Source organism: Bradyrhizobium lablabi (genome assembly GCF_001440475.1).
GTDB classification, from domain to species: domain Bacteria; phylum Pseudomonadota; class Alphaproteobacteria; order Rhizobiales; family Xanthobacteraceae; genus Bradyrhizobium; species Bradyrhizobium lablabi.
The window spans coordinates 72467-88808 of sequence record NZ_LLYB01000118.1; the positions used below are offsets into that span (position 1 = coordinate 72467).

The window sequence follows — 16342 nt, forward strand, 5'->3', positions numbered from 1 at the left end:
AATTTTAGCCGACATTTCGGCTGCGCCCCGGACCGCTAGTTTCGGGCAGGTCCGGGCCTACCGAACCGCATCTCATCAGCCAAAAACGTTTATGGTCCCACATCAATCAGGTTGCCAGCGCGCCGCGCCTTTCTACGGCACACGGGCGGGGCGCTGGAAAGCGCTTCACCACTTGTTTGGTGCGGTCATTGCACGCGACAACAGGGAGCAGGTTCGTGCTGTAGAATCCCCCTTCCTGTGGGCCTGGAAAGGTGACGAAGGAGAGTTATGGAAACAGATTGAAGGGCTTGAGCGCCGCAACGGCGCTGAGCGACCATCTCCTGGCGTTGTTTACCGAGTGGAGGGCTTACGCCTGACGTCGCGCTGCTGTTTGAGCGTTTTGAAAGGCTGGGCTCGTTCATCTTGAACGATACCGGAAAGCGGATGTTCAGCAGAGAGATCGAGGCGCTTTACAAAGAGGCGGGTCAACGACATCCTCTTTCACAAAGAATCCTAGTCTGCCTCGTCCGTCCGGACCGAGCCCTACTCGCCGCGTTCCCGGCGCCGCCGTTGCCGTCTCTGCCATCCGGTAACGATCACTGGCGCAGGTCTGCAGAAAGAGCCGAAAGCTGTTATGCTCAGGCATGCGCTACGGTGAAACCGCGCTTCAGATGCTCCAGCGGCATGTGCGGGACGGGGAGACGACCCTCGCTCGGCAGCGCAGGCTGATTGAACGCATGACCGACGCCGGACAATCTACCGAGGAGGCCGAGAGGCTCCTGGCCAGCTTTATCTGAAAGATGAGCACGTCGCCGGAAGCGTTTCGTGACGCAGTCTGAACGGCCAGCCTCCGGCTGACGTCGGTTCCGTTGCTTTGGGGCCTGCGGCCCCCATGCACTTCCGCGCTGCTGCGGGCGGAAAACGGCGGCCGCAGGTGTTTTCCATCAGCGGCATCTGCTCGCCCATCGGGATGGATCGGTGGATGCCGACGACATCGCCAGAACCGGCGACGCCAGCTACCGCGAACGCCAGCGACTGGTCATCCGCGAGAGCGCGTTACGCGACGGCGTCACACTCGTTGAGCGACTGGCGGCGGGTCTTGCGCCAGATGCAGCGTGATTGATGAAGCCCTGACCTGCCAGCTTATACTTTCAATGAACGCAGGCGCTGCATAGCGGCCGCTTTCACCGAAGTATGAATTGCCTCGGGAAAGCCCTTTGGCAGCTCGCTTTCGATTTTGGCGAGCGCAGCTTGAGCGGCAGCGGCTACCCCTTCGATTGACTCCTGCACGAGCTTTTTCGGTAGGCCCGCCACTCGGCCGGTCTGTACGAAATGCCGACCCTGCACCTTGGCGATCCGGTAATGGTTGTTCGTCCCTACCGACATTGCGAGCTTCATCTGCTTGCGTTGGACTTGGCCCGTGTCGAGGCTGGGCTGTGCCGTGAGCACGTCATAGAGCGGTGTCAGATGATAGCGGCCGCCCGGTGTTATGAAGACGCTGAAGTTCTTCGCGTGGCCGTCGGTTGCGCCGATCATCCAAAAGAAAATCTGTGCCTTCAACAGGATCGCCTGATCCTCGGAGGGGTTATCGCTGCCTTTGAGCAGACCAAGAAGCTTCCCCATGCCGGGGCCGCCATCGCTCTGGTACTTGCGCGTCGGCGGTACCGACAGAGCCTGACAGCAATCCTCTTGCGGAAGGCGGAGCAGACGGCCATCCCGGGTCCACCGCCGGTCGAAGCGCTCGATCACGAGCGCCGTTGTCTTGCCGAAAGTGGCAATCTCGGCTTGGTTCACCGGCAGGCCGAAGGCGGCGGCAAGTTTCAGGCAGTAGTATTCGTTCTCGACGCTGTTCGAGAGGTTGATGCCGCTGGGCAGCTCCCCGATTTGCGTCTTGAAAATGTGGGTGGTCGGCGTTGTGCCGCGCGGCTTCAGCCATTTGCCGCCGTTCCGCAGCAGGGCCGTCTTCTCCTGCGTGCCTGCCAGCGAATCCGGAAATCATCGTCGCGCCTGAGCCCGAGCGGAGCCTGGGTAAGCCCCTTGAGAAGCTTTTCGATCGCTTCGTCGTCGACGGCGTCGCCGACGATAGTGTGACCATCGCCATGGCGATCATCATCGTCGGCGACGAACTGCAGGGCGCCCACGCAGTCCCTGCCGATCGCAGCGAGCAGGCTGTAGGCATCGGTCCCGGCGGCGCCGACCTTTTGCGCCACCCGGCGGCGCAGGGCGTCCGAGTCGGGGAGGAGGTTGTCGAAGACAGCCGTAACGGCTTCGCCTCGGAAGGCATCCTCGCGCAGCGGCAGCGACAGCGAGACGGGAAGGGCATGTTCCCACCCGAGCCAATCATCCTCGTACCGGAATTGAATAGCACCGCTTGCCGCCTTGGTGAGGTGGCCAACAAGTCGGTTGTTGAGGAGCACACGCAGCGGTGCATGGCGAGGACGGCGGCCCATCAGAAGATTTCCTCGATTCCGCCGGGCCAGCCTTGCGACGGGCCACAATGCGAAATTCAAGGTCGAGACCGGCCAGCACAGCGAGGATAGTCTCGAGCCTTGCGGCCGGGTTGCCGGTCTCGATCAGGGAAATGGTCTCCTGCCGCACTCCCGCCTGGTCGGCGAGTTGCGTCTGGCTGAGGTCGCGCTTTTTGCGGGCGCGGCGTACCAGATTGCCTATCTGCTGCGGTGTTCTTGCGAGATCGGTCATGGCTCACTCTCCGGCCCCGTATTCGCTGAACCCGATAAAAGAGCAATATCGTATCTGGCGCATAAACAAAAGTTATGCGCCCGATCGCATAAAATCAATTTATCGGAAATGTCGCATAGACTACCATTTTGGCGCCGGCCCCTGGATGGGCGTAATGATCCGATGCGCCGCAGTGCGCGAAAGCACCCGCCGACGCGCCCCCAATTGCTTACACGGCCGGTTGGTCGGGCGGGTTGACCGCGACGGTCTCGCTAGCAATGCGAGACGCTGCCACAGCGCGTCCCGTTCGGCGGTAATATCCGCGACCTGTTCGAGGACTGTCTTGCGGAATTGCAGATCGCGCGTCACGCGCAACGGGAGCCCGACGGTCTCTGCTCTAAAAAGCCCGGTCATCTGCTCGATGATCGCCATCGCTTCGTCGATCCATTCCGTAGATAGATCCGATCAAGAGAATGTATTTTACCAATTGTGCGGTCGTCATCTAAGACTGTTGAGGGCAGCTGGGGCCAATCTAAGGAAGCGAGTCTCGAATGAAAAAATTGCTGTTTGTTACTGCGAGCGCCGTCGCGCTTGCAGCGGCGGTACCGACTTTCGCCGCTGATGGTGCCGCACCACCGGTCGACACCAAGGTACTCGTAGCCAATACGTCATATCCTGAATGCGATGAGGACCCGTTGAATGGCATCTGCGATCTCTTTTTTTGCTTAACCGACCCGGCGTGCTTCGCGCGCTAACAACGTAAAACAACTAAGCAGAAAATGGGATAGAGTCTCAGTACACCGGCGCTTGCCGGGACGGCGGTAACGTCCTCATTGCGTGCGGATAGGCGGCCATATGGTACAAGGGGCGCCGTCTTCGGTGTTCTCTCGGGCGACAATTCAGTCAGAGCAAGTCCACAACGTGGGGTGAGGGCGCTGTGCAAGCAGCGCTTGCGGATACTGCCTTCACCCTCGCCCACACCCAAAGGAGTTGACATAGCAAATGCTGGGTCAACGACGATGATCGACGAGCCCCTTGCTCACATGCGCACGCATCGCAACAACATTCGCCGCTACCGGGCGGGCGAGCGCCCTTCGGCGCTGCCCGCCCGATACGCGCAGCGCGCAATTGCTTCAAACCAAGCTGACGGAGCTGGAGAGACAATAGGTCCAGCGACGGCCGTCGGAAAAACGGTCGGCGCTCGATGCCCTCGCCAACGCCACCCTTCCGTTCAGCTTTCCCTCGCCGAGGCGACTTCCCGAGCGCGTGAGCACAGCAATTGAACTGACGCCTCGCTAAGGTGCCGGTCCCGCCGAACGCGGCGGGGCGTGACATGCGTTCCTCGGACGGGAGCCGAAAGGATGACGAAAGATCACAGTCTACGCGTCGCGTTCTATATATTCAGAATGTTGAGATAGTGCAGCTCGCGGCGCTGGTTCACTCGTGCAGGCGCCGATCGAGTGAGAGGCATTGCTTTGGAGCGGGAGGCCGATTCCGGCGGCAGGTAACAACATAGACCCTTCCGGCGAGGGGGCGGTGGACCACGAAAAACCTCAGGCAGGCTCTGCCGGGACATTCGAAAATATCATCAGCTGTCAGAATACCATGGATTAAGGCCAGAGAACGCAATTATTTGCTGCGAACATTTCTTATTACGAAGCGGTTCACATCCGGATAGCGGCTGTGGAAAGCCGCGAGAGCTTCTCTTCCAACATGTGCTGCGTTCCGGTGCAGTCATGTTCTTGATGAACTGATGGCTTGGTTTGAGCGAGCCGGTGGTGGCCGACTTCTATAAGCTTCTCGTCTACGAAACCGGCGGCTTCTTCGTCGACCATTGCGATACCGCGGAATCTCGGCACACGATGGTGCTCCTGCTGCCTTCGGACCATCGTGGCGGCGAACAACGTAGATAGAGTCTTGCTTTACGTGGTCGAGCGCGCCGCTTTACGATCCGATTCCTAAACAGCCAAGAGGTGCCTGATCCCACAAAGCTCGTTGGTCCGATGATCGAGCGGTTCTCGTTTTGCGACGACGCGCGTCGGACTCCCAAGACAGGTAGGGCGATCCGGAACTTTGCGCGATTCTTGCAAGAGTCATCGCAGGATGATCAGTTGAAGGTTCTCTTGTCATGAACGAGCGGCGGACGCAGTCGAATATCGCCTACGCAATCTGCGGCTTCAACGATATTCCAAGCCAGCGCGCCATGGGCTTCCACCTCATGATAGTGGACGAAGACGGCGGTCACAGGCCGTGGCCCATTGTCGTGGTGCGCTGGGGCAAGCGGGTGTTTGCCTATCTCAACAAATGCCCGCACACTGGCGTCAATCTCGACTGGGAACGCAACCAGTTTTTCGATCCCCTCGGTATACGGCTGATGTGCGGCAAACACGGCTCGACCTTCGAGCTCGGCACGGGCCGCTGTGTGGACGGCCGGTGCAAGGGCAGCAGTCTCACGCCGGTCGCTTTGACGGTGCTGGACGGCGATATCTGCGCGACCGGCGTGCGGCTTGTCCAGGAGGAGGATTCCTCTGGCTAAGTTGAAGTCGGTGCTCAGACCGGCCGGTTCTCGTTACGGTTTCTTACTGGTTCCATCCTCTTCAGGCCGTCTTCGTAAGAGATTTCATCATAGGACGCATCGACACCCTTGCTTGCGTCGAGCAGGTAGTCGAGCTTGCCGGGCGCGTCGAGCTTCTTAATGTCATTTTTGTCGACCCCGACCAGGTCCATCATCTCCTTCCAAACGGTGGATTCATCGCACGGCAGCACGTTGAAGGTGATACCGCGGAGCTTGATTCGATATTTCGCCAACAGGTCTATGTTGTTGCAAAACATGAAGTAGCTGCCATCAGGACTTAGCGCGCCGTCAAGAACATTTGCGACATCAGCAAGATAAGCGAAGCAGTGCAGATAGCCGGCAAGCACCGAAATGCTGCGTTCGCCCTGCTGCACGACCGTCAGTACCTGCTCGATCGAATAGTGGGGCGGCCGCTTCTCGTCGGCGACCTGGGCCTGGAATTTTAGGGCGATATCGCCGCGAAAGCCGAACCGGCCCTCCTTGGTGGTCCCGCCCTTGAATATGGCATTGAGCAGGCGTCCCTCGTTCTCCAACCGGCCTAGCGCGGTGTTCTCGATTGCAGTCATAAAAAATCATCCCTCGATCCAAGACAATCGCCGGACACTCCGGCGGCAGAAGACGCAATGCAAATTGTTTGCCGTCGCGTTCGTAACGCTTCATCGGCTAATCCATAAAGAAGACGCCCAAAAGCTTCCGCGATACCTCGAAAACCTTTGTCAGCAACCCGACACACGTCGCAAAGCCAACAGGCGCGATTTTGAAAAAAGTAAGCATTGTCAGGCTCGTGCGCGCTGGCATGCGACTTGCCAATTCTCATGCAAACGAGTTGGGAAAATATGGGTGCCATGATCAATCTGACGAATTGCGCAGTGAATGCGCTCAAGAGCGCGATCTCGGCTTCGGCGCAGCCGACGAGCGGCCTGCGCATCATGGTCGAGACCGGCGGCTGCGACGGATTCAAATACAAGATGGGTTTTGCCGACGAGGCAAAGTCCGACGACACCGTCATTGAGCGCGACGGGATCAAGGTGTTTGTCGACAATAAGAGCCATGAGCACCTCGCCGGCACGACGATCGATTTCGTGGTGGCGCTGGAGGGATCGGGCTTCACCTTCGACAACCCAAACGCCAGCTCGAGCTGCGCCTGCGGAAAATCCTTCGGTAGATGAAAAGAGAAATCGAAGCATGCTGGTGGAACCAGAACAACTAAAGCAAGCGCCGATCATTGAGAGCGATCGGGAGCAACTCATTCGCGCTGTGATCGAGGAGATCCGGCCCAATCTGCAACGCGACGGCGGCGATTGTCAGCTGGTCGGGACCGAGGGCAGCAAGATCATGGTCAAGCTGACTGGTGCCTGCGCATTCTGCAAGCTTTCAAGCGTGACGCTAGAAAGCATTCAGGCGCGGCTGGTTGAAAGGCTCGGCGAATTCGTTCGCCTGATCCCGGTCGCCGGCGTCGGCAATACGCGGCATTGAACGAGGTGTTTGTGCCGATCTATCTCGATAACAATGCGACCACACGGACAGATCCGTGCGTCTTGCAAGCCATGCTACCGTTCTTCACAGAGCGGTTCGGTAATGCCTCGTCCAGCCATGTCTTCGGCAGCGAGGTCGCGGGCGCGGTGGGGAAGGCGCGCCGCAGCCTGCAGGATTTGCTGGGAGCCGCCCACGATCATGAGATCGTCTTCACCTCCGGCGGGACCGAGTCCAACAATACCGCCATCCTTTCTGCGCTTGCGACCCAGGAAGGGCGCGACGAGATCGTCACCACTTCCGTCGAGCATTCCGCCATTCTAGCTATGGTGGAGCAATTGGCGACAAGGGGCATCAAGACGCACGTGATCCCGGTGGATTCGCGCGGACGACTTGACGTCGAGGCCTTTCGCTGGGCGCTTGGACCACGCACGGCGATCGTGTCGGTTATGTGGGCCAACAACGAGACCGGTACGATTTTCCCGGTGGAGTTTCTGGCTGGGTTGGCGCGTGCGGCGGGCGCGTTGTTTCACACTGATGCGGTACAGGCCGTAGGCAGGGAGCCCATCGACTTGAAAGACAGTGCTATCGACATGCTGTCGCTGTCGGCACATAAACTGCATGGCCCCAAAGGGATCGGAGCGCTCTATTTACGCAAAGGCACGAAATTCAGGCCGCTGATCTGGGGCGGCGCACAGGAACGACGACGACGCGGCGGAACCGAGAACATCCCGGGCATCATTGGTCTTGGAAAAGCTGCAGAGCTTGCGGCCGAGCGGCTCGAGCCGGAGCGCGTTCGAATTGGTGCGTTGCGCGATCGCCTGGAGCAGGCGATTTTGCACAACTGCCACTGCATGGCGCTCGGCGATGTCGGCAATCGGCTGCCGAATACGGTTAACATCGCCTTCGAAGATCTCGAAGGCGAAGCAATCGTCCATCATCTCAAGCGCGCGGGCATTGCCGCTTCGCAGGGATCAGCTTGCAGCTCGTGCTACATGAAGCCGTCTCATGTGCTGCGCGCCATGAACGTGCCTGCGAGGAGCCTGCGCGGCGCGGTGCGCTTTTCCTTGTCGCGTGAAACCACCGTCGAAGAAGTCGATCAGGTCGTCCTAATAATGTCCGGCATCGTGGCTCACCTGCGCACCATGTCTCGAGAGCATCCCAATCACGCCGCCAATTCGCCCTGATACACGAGTTGATCTGATGAAAATCATGATTCGCCGCTCTCCGGAGGCGGGCCTGTCGATTTACGTGCCGAAAAAAGATCTCGAGGAGCCGATCGTTGAATCGGAGCACGAGATGTTGTGGGGCGGCTGGATCAAAATAGCCAATGGCTGGGTGCTCGATCTGCCCGAGATGGCCAGCGATACGCCGCTCCCGATCACGGTCAATGCCAGGAAGCGTGGCGAGGGCGCGGACGAGTGATGAAGACGCTGCCGCAAATCGACTTTGTTGACGCTGCCGATGCGGAGGCGATTCTCACTGACGTGGCGAACCGGCTGCGTTCCGGCAGCATTGTTCCCTATCTCGGACCTGGCCTGGCCGGTTCGTCCAATCCGGATGCGCCGATGAATCCGGAGACCTTGGCTGCCTTCTTTGCCACCAAGGTCGCTCTGCCGCGCCGGGCCAAGTGCAATGTCTGGGCGTCGGCGCAGTATATCGAGAGCAACAAGCATCGTTCTACCGTGACCGCATTGATGGTGCAGGCCTTTGCTGCACCGGTCGAGCCGATGCCACTGCATCATCATCTCGCCGCGTTGTCCCTGCCTCTCATCGTCGATGCCTGGTATGATAGCGCGATGCGTACGGCGCTTTGCAAGCACGAGGGATGGGGCGAGGTGCAGGGCATCACCCGCGCCGGCATCTGCGAGGAGCGCTGGTATCGCTTCTATAATGCGGAGGGCAGAGAGATCGATCGTGCTGCGGCGCAGAGCTGGACCACTGTCCTCTACAAGCCGCACGGCAGCGTACTGCCTGCGAGGAACTTCCTGATCTCGGACGCTGACTATGTCGAGGTGCTGACCGAGATCGACATTCAAGCGCCGATCCCCGATGTGGTGAAAGAGCGGCGCAGTGGCCGAAGCTTTCTCTTCATCGGTTGCCGCTTCAACGATCAGCTGCTGCGAACCTATGCGCGGCAGCTCATCAAGCGCTCGAGCGGTGTTCATTACACCATCGTGGAACCGGGTGTGCTGTCCAGGAACGAGCTGCGCTTTCTGGTCGAACAGGGGCTGACGCCGCTTGCGATCCCGCTCCCGCGCGCGACCGCGATCCTGCTCGCTGCCTGACAGACCTTGCATATGGGGCGATGTTGCTCGCTTGCCGGCGCACGTAAGTTATCCTGAATTTCGCGCCTGGGGTTGACTGCGCTCACTGTCAGGATCGAGACGCCTTGTCACGCTTTGAACATTTCTAATCTCGTGCAGACGGCTTTGCTTCCACGGCCGACCGCGGCAGGCGGCTCACTTTTGGCTTAGATCAAAATTCCTCGCCATTCCCGGCCATGGCACGCGAGTTGCAAATCGTCTTTTTAGTTTCCGCCTGCAGGGGAGAATCGAAGGATGGACGTATCAGCGCTGGACGAAGCAAGCTCGGCAGCAAGCGCCGTCGAGATCGGCGAGATCAGGCAGGTGATCGCCGAGCACAAGGGCTGCGGCACGTCCGGCGCCAGCGGCAAGGCGAGCTGCGGCTCGCAAGCCAGCCAGGCTAAGCTGCCGACCGAGATCTGGGAGAAGGTCAAGAACCATCCCTGCTACAGCGAAGAAGCGCATCATCACTACGCCCGCATGCATGTTGCAGTCGCGCCTGCCTGCAACATGCAATGCAATTACTGCAATCGGAAATATGATTGCGCTAATGAATCGCGCCCGGGCGTGGTGAGCGAAAAACTAACGCCGGAGCAGGCGGCGAAAAAGGTGCTGGCGGTCGCCTCCGCCATCCCACAGATGACGGTGCTCGGCATCGCAGGACCCGGCGATCCCCTGGCCAATCCGAAAAGGACGTTCAAGACCTTCGAGCTGGTGGCCAAGGCCGCTCCCGACATCAAGCTGTGCCTGTCGACCAATGGCCTGATGCTGCCCGACCATGTCGACACGATCGCCCGCTTCAAGATCGACCACGTCACCATCACCATCAACATGATCCACCCTGAAATAGGCGCCAAAATCTATCCTTGGATTTTCTACAATCACACGCGCTACACGGGCCTCGAAGCCGCAACGATCCTAAATGAGCGCCAGCTGCAAGGCCTCGAGATGCTGACGAAGCGGGGTATTCTATGCAAGATCAATTCGGTGATGATCCCGGGCATCAACGACCATCATCTGGTCGAGGTCAATAAGGCGATCAAATCGCGCGGCGCGTTCCTACACAACATCATGCCACTGATCTCCGCGCCCGAGCACGGCACCGTATTTGGTCTCAACGGCCAGCGGGGTCCGATCTCGCGAGAATTGAAGGCGCTGCAGGATGTGTGCGAAGGCGAGACGAACATGATGCGGCACTGCCGGCAGTGCCGCGCCGACGCTGTTGGCCTGCTCGGCGAGGACCGAGGTGCGGAGTTCACTACCGAGAAGATTATGGCCATGGACGTCAATTATGATCTGGAGATGCGCAAGGCCTATCAGGCCAAGGTCGAGGAGAAGCGCGCCGCCAAGGTTGCCGCAGCGCAGGAGGAGCTCGCCGAGCTCGCCAGCGAAATGAGTGGCATCAAGCTCCTGGTTGCTGTGGCGACGAGGGGCTCGGGCCTCATCAACGAGCATTTTGGGCATGCCAAGGAGTTCCAAGTATACGAACTCTCCACTACGGGTGCCAAATTCGTTGGCCATCGCCGCGTCGATCATTATTGCCGAGGCGGTTATGGCCAGGAGGAGAACCTTTCCACCATCATCCGCGCCATCAACGACTGCCATGCGGTGTTTGTAGCCAAGATCGGCGGCTGTCCGAAAAGCAATCTGTTGAAGGCCGGAATCGAGCCAGTCGAACACTACGCCTATGAGTTCATCGAAAAATCAGCAATCGCCTGGTTCAAGTCATATCTCGACAAGGTGCAAAGCGGCGAGATCCAGCATGTCGAGAAGGGCGAGGCGGCGATCCGGCAGGGCGCGATGATTTCGGCTGCTTAAGGGAGACGTCATGCCGTTCAAGATCATTGCCTCGCAATGCACGAGCTGCTCGGCTTGCGAGCCGGAATGTCCGAATGTCGCTATCTCGGAGAAAGGCGGGGCGTTCGTCATCGACCCGAAGAAATGCACCGAATGCATCGGCCATTTCGACGAGCCGCAATGCGTCGCGGTGTGCCCGGTCGATAGTACATGCGTCGTCGACACCTCATTGCCGCGCTACCAGGCACCGGCGTAAAGAGGCTCGAGCCTATGACTTTCACGCTGGGGGCCACCGCTGAAAAACTCACGAGTTTCGTGCTGCGCGCCGATTGCACCGCTGGCGCCAGCGTCCGGCTCGCCATCACGGCAGATGGTTGCCAGGACTGTACCGGCGATATAGGTCTTGCCCCGGCACCGCGGCCCGTTCAGCAAGGACTCGACCCGCAACAGCCCGAAGTTGCTTCTCCATGCCGAGAACCAGCCAATGCTGGTCGTCTCGCGACCGATCTGACCGACACCGCTGCTAAGACCGAGCTGATCTTCCCAGGATTGGGTGTGCTGCTCCAGCAGCACCGCAAAGGCTGCCCGTTCGAAGAGGAAAGCTGCCGATGAACCTCGATGGGACAGGCAATCCGCTGTTCGAGAGGAAGGGGGCGCTCACCGCGCACACGCTACTCGGAAATGGCCTGCCGCGCGAAGCGGAGGATCATCTGTGGCAGGCCGGGCAGACCTACCACCTGGACGAGATCGCGGAAAAACACCTGCACGAAGCGCAGGCGCTGGCGCCGGGACACGCCGCCGTCCTGATCGGACTCTATCGCTTTTATTTCTACAAGGCTCGCTTGGCCGAGGCGTTGGAGCTCGCAAAGCTCTGTATTTCTGAGGCAGCGCGTGAAAACGGTCTCTCAGACGACTGGCGGCGGGTCAGCGCGACCGATGCTGCTTTCGATTGCTATGAGAATAGCTTGCCGCGCTTCTATTTATTTTCACTGAAAGCCTACGCCTACCTGCAGATGCGGCTCGGCAATCTTAATGAAGGGCACGCGGCCGCAGCTCGACCCGACCGACAAAATCGGCGCCAAGGTACTCCTAGACGTGGTTGAGCGGATAGGACAAGACGATGATCGATGACATCGATGAGGCCCGCGACTGGCTTGGCAATGAGATCGACTGCGGCACCTGCAGGCACCTCGGGCTCAGGGCCACTGGCGGCTGCTGCTTGACGCAAGCCTGCGTCAACGACCGTTATGCCCAGCGCATAGACCGCTTCTTCAACTGGAATCCGCAGCTAGCCGACGCTTACATCACACATCCGCATTTCGAGGTGCGCGCGATCGCGGCCAGACACGCCAACCTGTTCCTACTGCCGATGCTGCTCGAGGACGCCGAGGAAACCGTGCGCTGGAACGCGGTGCGCCGACTTCCCAAGCGCTTTGTGCTGCGGCTACGCAGCGACCCGCATCGGGATGTGAGGATGCGGGTTGCGACCTTGCTGGAAGGCGAGGAGCTGGCGCCAATGATGTCGGATCAGGACTATTACGTTCGCCTGGTGGTGGCGAGCCGGATCGCATCGGCGCTGCTTGGGCGTCTCATGAACGATGACGAGCCCAAGGTGCGCCGCGTGGTTGCGCTCCGCATTCCCTATGACTGGCTTCTGGGCATGGTCAATGATCACGATTCGAGCGTGCGGCTCGAGATCGCACGGCGGCTATCTCCGGATTCGCTTAGCGTGCTGCGTCGCGATCCAGATTGGCGCGTCCGTTATGAGGTGGCAAGCCGCATTAGAGCGGCCGAACTGGCTGAGTTGACCGAGGACGATGACGCGATGGTGCAGGAAGTCGCCCGCGGGCGCGTGGCGATCCGGCCCGAACGACCGAGAGAGAGTGGGACATGAGCAACATCGTTCGCGACAGTGAGGATGTCGAGCTGACCGGGCCGCCTTTCTTCAGCTTCGGCGAAAAGGTGCGGGCGAACCGCGCCATCCACAATGATGGAACTTATGCCGGCAAGGAAGTTGGCGAGATCCTCGCCAAAAAGGGAGAGGTGGGTTACGTCGTCTCAATCGGCACTTTCCTGCAGCAGTTCTACATTTATGGCGTCGAATTTCTCGAAAGCGGCAACCGCGTCGGCATGAAGCGCAAGGAGCTCGAGCCGGTGGTGGCGCGCGAGGAGCTTGAGGACCTGCCGTTGCCGGAAGAGGCCGCCCCGTGACCGACCCGAGGCTGCCGAAGTACCAATGGGGCCAGCGCGTCAAGGCGGCGGTCGACCTCATTAACGACGGCTCCTTTCCGGACGCACCGGCGAACGGATTCTTGATCGGCGCCGGAGCGATCGGCGAGATCGTGCAGGTCGGAAGGCATACCTTAGCGAACGTGCCAATCTATCTCGTCGAGTATGGCGAGCGGCTGGTCGTCGGCTGTCTTGAAGAAGAAATCACAGTGCTTTGAGGGGAGCCGTTCGCAATGAATGCCGCGGTAATGAGAAAAGTAGGGATCGGGATTAATCCTCATCCGAACGAGCTCGATTGCAAGCGGATCGAGCGCGCCTTGAGCTCGCGCCAGCGCTATCGCTATGTCTCGCCGAATGTGAAACCGGTGAGGGGTGGCTATCTGATCGAGAGTCCCTGCTGCTCTCACAATATCGATAAGGACGGCGGCCTCATCGACGTCGCGCTAGTCCACCATGACACGGTGAACGGGATGTGGAAGCTGTTTCGAAAGAACCACGCAAGCGGACTCTGGGAGTTTTATAGCATCTACTACCGCCTGACCTCCGCAATCGAAGAATTGAACACCGATCCCGAGCGGCTGTTCTGGCAATGAAGCTGATTTTGGAACCAATTATATGGGAGCCGCGATGCCGCTTGGCACAGACGAACTGATCGAAATCGAACGCGTGCTTGCGGAAGCGAAGCTTGATGCTAGCTCACTCTCCGAGCTGCGGCGCCGCTTTCCGCAGCTCGCCGTGACGCGCTGTGATGCCTCTGACGTGACGGAGCGGCCGTTCAGGAGTTTTCCGCATTTCGACCTGCATCTGATCGATGGCTGCGATCGCTGCGTGCAGATCACGACTGATCCTGCGCGGGCGATTGGCATCCTGCTGGCGGCAAGGAGTACCGGACCGTGACCGGCGTTAGAGTCGCAGGGCGTCGCAACCATGGCGCAGACGCGGCTGATGCTTCCTTCATTCCGCTCTCCGATCCCGATATAACCTCCGCCGAGCTCTCTGCCGTTGAAGCGCTGCTGTGTTCGCCGCGAGTCTCCAATGGACCCATCACTGACGTCTTCGAGAAAGCCTTTGCCGCCTATCTTGGCCGCAAATATGCCGTTGCCGTCCCCAGCGGCACGATCGGGCTCTTGCTTGCGCTAAAAGCGCTCGGCGTCGGACCCGGGCAGGAGGTGATTGCCTCGCCTTATTCGTTTCGCGAGACGGTGCATGCTATCAGTCTAGTGGGCGCGCGGGCCGTGTTTGCCGACGTCGACTATTGGTCGGGAGCCTTGGCTCCGGCGAAGGTCGAAGAGCGTGTCACGGCCAACACGCGGGCGATTATAGGTGGCAACCCGAATGGCCATCCAGCGCCATGGTCGGAGCTGCGCGCGATCGCGCAGCGCCATCAGCTGCCGCTCCTGGAGGATTCGACCGAAGCGATCGGTTCGAGATACAAGGGCGAGCTCGTCGGCCGCTTTGGCGATATCGCCGTGTTCGACTTCGCCCAGCCACTAGCCTTGACCTGCGGTGAAGGCGGCATGGTGGTGACCGACGACATCGACTTGGCCGTTGGCCTACGTCGCCATCGCGCACATCGACTGGATGAGCGCTTCTCCGTTGTCATCAGCAGCGCAGCGCCCCACCAGGCCGGCATGAGCGATCTCACAGCTGCGCTAGGCCTTGCGCAGCTAAGGCGCCTCGGGGAAATCCTGGAGCGGCGCCGGCTCGCCGAACAGCTCTACAATGCGCATATGCAATCCTTTGAGGGTATCAAGCCGCCCTATGTGGCTCCCGATGCGACCGGCGTGAACTGGTTCCTCTATCTTGTCCATCTCGGGACGCGCTTCACGCGCTCCAGCCGCGATGCCATCGTCGATGACCTGCGCACCGAGCAGGTCGAGGCCGCCGCCTATTGCTATCCGTTGCATTTGCAGCGGCATTATTTTGATGTCGGCTATCGGCATGGCGATTTCCCGGTCACGGAAAAGATCGCCGATCGCGCCGTGGCACTGCCATTTCACACCCATCTGACCAGCGACCAAATTGAGTTCATCGTGGAGACGGTGAAGGATGCGTCAATCAACATCGGCGCTGGCGCAGCAATTTATTAGAGCATTCAATGCGACGCAAAGGGAAGGCTTGAATGACAGTCACGGTCTCATATTGGGACAAGATAATGGAGATCATTCAGGCTACATCACTGTTGGCGGTGCTGCAGAACCCGAATACTCCAGACAAATGCAGGCGGCAGACTAGGGGCCAACGAGGCCGCAAGGAACTTTCGATGGCAAGCGCGAAGAGCGAGCGAAGAGAATGAGAAGCTCGAAAGCGGCCCTTCCGGCTCGCCCGCGAGCCCAAGGCGCTCGTAACGAAAACATGAATCGAGCCCTTGGGCTTCGGCTCGGGTTTGTTCAGGCTCGGGGTTAAATAGCAGAGAAGGCAAATGGATTTCGCAATAGATCATTGTTCCTGAACGGGACAGCGGTGGAGATTGGTGAGCCCCGGCCGGCTTCGCGGCGCACTTTGGTTCTGGCATTCTCAGCGCGCCGTCGATGCCTGCCAGGAGCTGGCCGGTGGATTTTGGCGCGCTTCGGCTGACCCGTGCCGTCGTCGACGCCTTCAGGCAGGAAAGCGTGACGAGCATGAGCCAAGGGAGCATCGCGACATGGGCAGCCAAGAGATTGAGGTGTTCGCCATTTGTCACGCCGATCTAATCGAGCGGGGCGGCGCGAAGGGCTTTAGCCTGTCGCGGATCGATGAAAGCGGCGAGAGCCGGCCGTTTCCGATTGTCGTGGTGCGGACATTCGGAAATGCCTACCACGGCTATGTCAACCGCTGCCCGCATGACGGCGTCTGGCTCAACATCGGCGCCGGAGGATTTTTCTCGTCGGACCGCGCCTTTATTAGATGCGGCCGGCACGGTGCGACGTTCGAGATCGATAGCGGGTTTTGCATCGATGGCCCCTGCAACGGAAAAGCCCTTGAGCCGGTCGCGCTCGCCGTGATCGACGGCGAGGTCTGCCTGTGTGGCGTGAAGCTGGTAGAGGACAAGGGGTTTGCCGATCCGTTTGAGGACAGCGACGAAACCATGGACATTATGATCCATCCGGATTAACAGACATGATCTCATGACCTTGGCTGAGCAGTCTTTTGGGAAAGCGCCGTCGTTCTCATGAAGATTCACCAGGCCTGCGCCTGTCGCTGCTTTCGAACGGGTGAGAGATCATGGCCCGGGCACGCTCGCGGAGTCATGCGCTGCGCGTACGAAGCACAAGTAGTCGTCCGTGAAGAGCGGCTAAGCGATTGAGCTAGAATCGCATTTGTC

General features: G+C 59.6%; 24 protein-coding genes and 1 pseudogene. 19 read left to right on the top strand and 6 right to left on the bottom strand.

All coding sequences use genetic code 11. From position 1 onward, the window contains the following. Positions 1–957 precede the first annotated feature (957 nt). Positions 958–1098: a hypothetical protein gene (locus CQ14_RS44160; protein WP_156435723.1), complete on the top strand. Its 141-nt coding sequence runs from the start codon at positions 958–960 to the stop codon at positions 1096–1098. A 24-nt stretch (positions 1099–1122) separates the two neighbouring features. Here the strand turns inward: CQ14_RS44160 and CQ14_RS47950 are convergent, their stop codons facing one another. The 4 genes from CQ14_RS47950 to CQ14_RS33145 all read right to left on the bottom strand — a co-directional run bounded on the left by CQ14_RS47950 (position 1123) and on the right by CQ14_RS33145 (position 3090). Beyond that, entirely contained in the window at positions 1123–1962 is an 840-nt protein-coding gene (locus CQ14_RS47950) for a HipA domain-containing protein (RefSeq protein WP_347337177.1), read from the bottom strand. After that, entirely contained in the window at positions 1908–2429 is a 522-nt protein-coding gene (locus CQ14_RS47955; RefSeq protein WP_347337175.1) for a HipA N-terminal domain-containing protein, read from the bottom strand. The genes CQ14_RS47950 and CQ14_RS47955 overlap by 55 nt, the downstream gene beginning before the upstream one ends. Further along, a complete protein-coding gene (locus CQ14_RS42885) occupies positions 2320–2679 on the bottom strand; it encodes a helix-turn-helix transcriptional regulator (RefSeq protein ID WP_199805678.1) in 360 nt (119 codons plus the stop codon). Before CQ14_RS42885 ends, CQ14_RS47955 begins: the two co-directional genes overlap by 110 nt. A 120-nt stretch (positions 2680–2799) precedes the next feature. Next, a complete protein-coding gene (locus CQ14_RS33145; RefSeq protein ID WP_057861978.1) occupies positions 2800–3090 on the bottom strand; it encodes a hypothetical protein in 291 nt (96 codons plus the stop codon). Positions 3091–3209: 119 nt separating this feature from the next. Between CQ14_RS33145 and CQ14_RS33150 the strand changes: the two genes are divergently transcribed. Next, positions 3210–3413 (top strand): hypothetical protein, encoded by a 204-nt coding sequence (locus CQ14_RS33150; RefSeq protein WP_057861979.1) that lies wholly within the window; start codon positions 3210–3212, stop codon positions 3411–3413. Between the two features lie 909 nt (positions 3414–4322). Here CQ14_RS33150 and CQ14_RS44165 read toward each other — a convergent pair. Next, the gene (locus tag CQ14_RS44165) at positions 4323–4493 is read right to left on the bottom strand and encodes a hypothetical protein (protein WP_156435725.1); all 171 of its coding nucleotides are present in this window, start codon (positions 4491–4493) and stop codon (positions 4323–4325) included. Between the two features lie 293 nt (positions 4494–4786). Between CQ14_RS44165 and CQ14_RS33155 the strand changes: the two genes are divergently transcribed. Continuing rightward, positions 4787–5194, top strand: a complete 408-nt coding sequence (locus CQ14_RS33155; RefSeq protein WP_057861980.1) for a Rieske (2Fe-2S) protein — start codon at positions 4787–4789, stop codon at positions 5192–5194. A 14-nt stretch (positions 5195–5208) separates the two neighbouring features. Here CQ14_RS33155 and CQ14_RS33160 read toward each other — a convergent pair whose 3' ends face one another. Beyond that, on the bottom strand, positions 5209–5799 hold the full coding sequence (locus CQ14_RS33160) for a hypothetical protein (protein ID WP_057861981.1): 591 nt from the start codon (positions 5797–5799) through the stop codon (positions 5209–5211). Positions 5800–6078: 279 nt separating this feature from the next. On the opposite strand from CQ14_RS33160, the gene CQ14_RS33165 reads away from it, so the two are divergent. The 16 genes and pseudogenes from CQ14_RS33165 to CQ14_RS33240 all read left to right on the top strand — a co-directional run bounded on the left by CQ14_RS33165 (position 6079) and on the right by CQ14_RS33240 (position 16132). After that, entirely contained in the window at positions 6079–6402 is a 324-nt protein-coding gene (locus tag CQ14_RS33165; RefSeq protein WP_057861998.1) for a HesB/IscA family protein, read from the top strand. Between the two features lie 16 nt (positions 6403–6418). Beyond that, entirely contained in the window at positions 6419–6709 is a 291-nt protein-coding gene (locus CQ14_RS33170; protein WP_057861982.1) for a NifU family protein, read from the top strand. Continuing rightward, positions 6706–7893 (top strand): cysteine desulfurase NifS, encoded by a 1188-nt coding sequence (gene nifS, locus CQ14_RS33175; RefSeq protein ID WP_057861983.1) that lies wholly within the window; start codon positions 6706–6708, stop codon positions 7891–7893. Before CQ14_RS33170 ends, nifS begins: the two co-directional genes overlap by 4 nt. Before the next feature lie 16 nt (positions 7894–7909). After that, entirely contained in the window at positions 7910–8131 is a 222-nt protein-coding gene (gene nifT / locus CQ14_RS33180) for a putative nitrogen fixation protein NifT (RefSeq protein WP_057861984.1), read from the top strand. Continuing rightward, the gene (locus tag CQ14_RS33185; protein ID WP_057861985.1) at positions 8131–8994 is read left to right on the top strand and encodes an SIR2 family NAD-dependent protein deacylase; all 864 of its coding nucleotides are present in this window, start codon (positions 8131–8133) and stop codon (positions 8992–8994) included. Before nifT ends, CQ14_RS33185 begins: the two co-directional genes overlap by 1 nt. Positions 8995–9267: 273 nt before the next feature. Then, on the top strand, positions 9268–10830 hold the full coding sequence (nifB, locus tag CQ14_RS33190) for a nitrogenase cofactor biosynthesis protein NifB (RefSeq protein WP_057861986.1): 1563 nt from the start codon (positions 9268–9270) through the stop codon (positions 10828–10830). 10 nt (positions 10831–10840) lie between these two features. Further along, positions 10841–11065 (top strand): 4Fe-4S binding protein, encoded by a 225-nt coding sequence (locus tag CQ14_RS33195; RefSeq protein WP_057861987.1) that lies wholly within the window; start codon positions 10841–10843, stop codon positions 11063–11065. Positions 11066–11079: 14 nt separating this feature from the next. Further along, positions 11080–11421: a hypothetical protein gene (locus tag CQ14_RS44170; RefSeq protein ID WP_156435729.1), complete on the top strand. Its 342-nt coding sequence runs from the start codon at positions 11080–11082 to the stop codon at positions 11419–11421. Then, positions 11418–11940 (top strand): annotated as a pseudogene (locus tag CQ14_RS33205) (hypothetical protein). Before CQ14_RS44170 ends, CQ14_RS33205 begins: the two are co-directional and overlap by 4 nt. Continuing rightward, positions 11930–12703, top strand: coding sequence for a 4Fe4S-binding leucine-rich repeat protein (locus tag CQ14_RS33210; RefSeq protein ID WP_057861989.1), 774 nt, complete (start codon positions 11930–11932; stop codon positions 12701–12703). The pseudogene CQ14_RS33205 and the gene CQ14_RS33210 overlap by 11 nt, the downstream one beginning before the upstream one ends. Further along, complete coding sequence (locus tag CQ14_RS33215; protein ID WP_057861990.1) at positions 12700–13020, top strand: nitrogen fixation protein NifZ; 321 nt, start codon at positions 12700–12702, stop codon at positions 13018–13020. Before CQ14_RS33210 ends, CQ14_RS33215 begins: the two co-directional genes overlap by 4 nt. After that, on the top strand, positions 13017–13256 hold the full coding sequence (locus CQ14_RS33220; RefSeq protein ID WP_057861991.1) for a nitrogen fixation protein NifZ: 240 nt from the start codon (positions 13017–13019) through the stop codon (positions 13254–13256). The genes CQ14_RS33215 and CQ14_RS33220 overlap by 4 nt, the downstream gene beginning before the upstream one ends. Before the next feature lie 15 nt (positions 13257–13271). After that, complete coding sequence (locus tag CQ14_RS33225; protein ID WP_057861992.1) at positions 13272–13631, top strand: DUF3024 domain-containing protein; 360 nt, start codon at positions 13272–13274, stop codon at positions 13629–13631. A gap of 34 nt (positions 13632–13665) precedes the next feature. Beyond that, on the top strand, positions 13666–13935 hold the full coding sequence (locus tag CQ14_RS33230) for a DUF6129 family protein (protein WP_057861999.1): 270 nt from the start codon (positions 13666–13668) through the stop codon (positions 13933–13935). Then, positions 13932–15128 (top strand): DegT/DnrJ/EryC1/StrS family aminotransferase, encoded by a 1197-nt coding sequence (locus CQ14_RS33235; RefSeq protein WP_057861993.1) that lies wholly within the window; start codon positions 13932–13934, stop codon positions 15126–15128. Before CQ14_RS33230 ends, CQ14_RS33235 begins: the two co-directional genes overlap by 4 nt. Positions 15129–15682: 554 nt before the next feature. Then, positions 15683–16132 carry a Rieske (2Fe-2S) protein gene (locus CQ14_RS33240; protein WP_057861994.1) on the top strand — a complete coding sequence of 150 codons (450 nt, stop codon included), beginning with the start codon at positions 15683–15685 and terminating at the stop codon, positions 16130–16132. Positions 16133–16342: the final 210 nt, after the last annotated feature.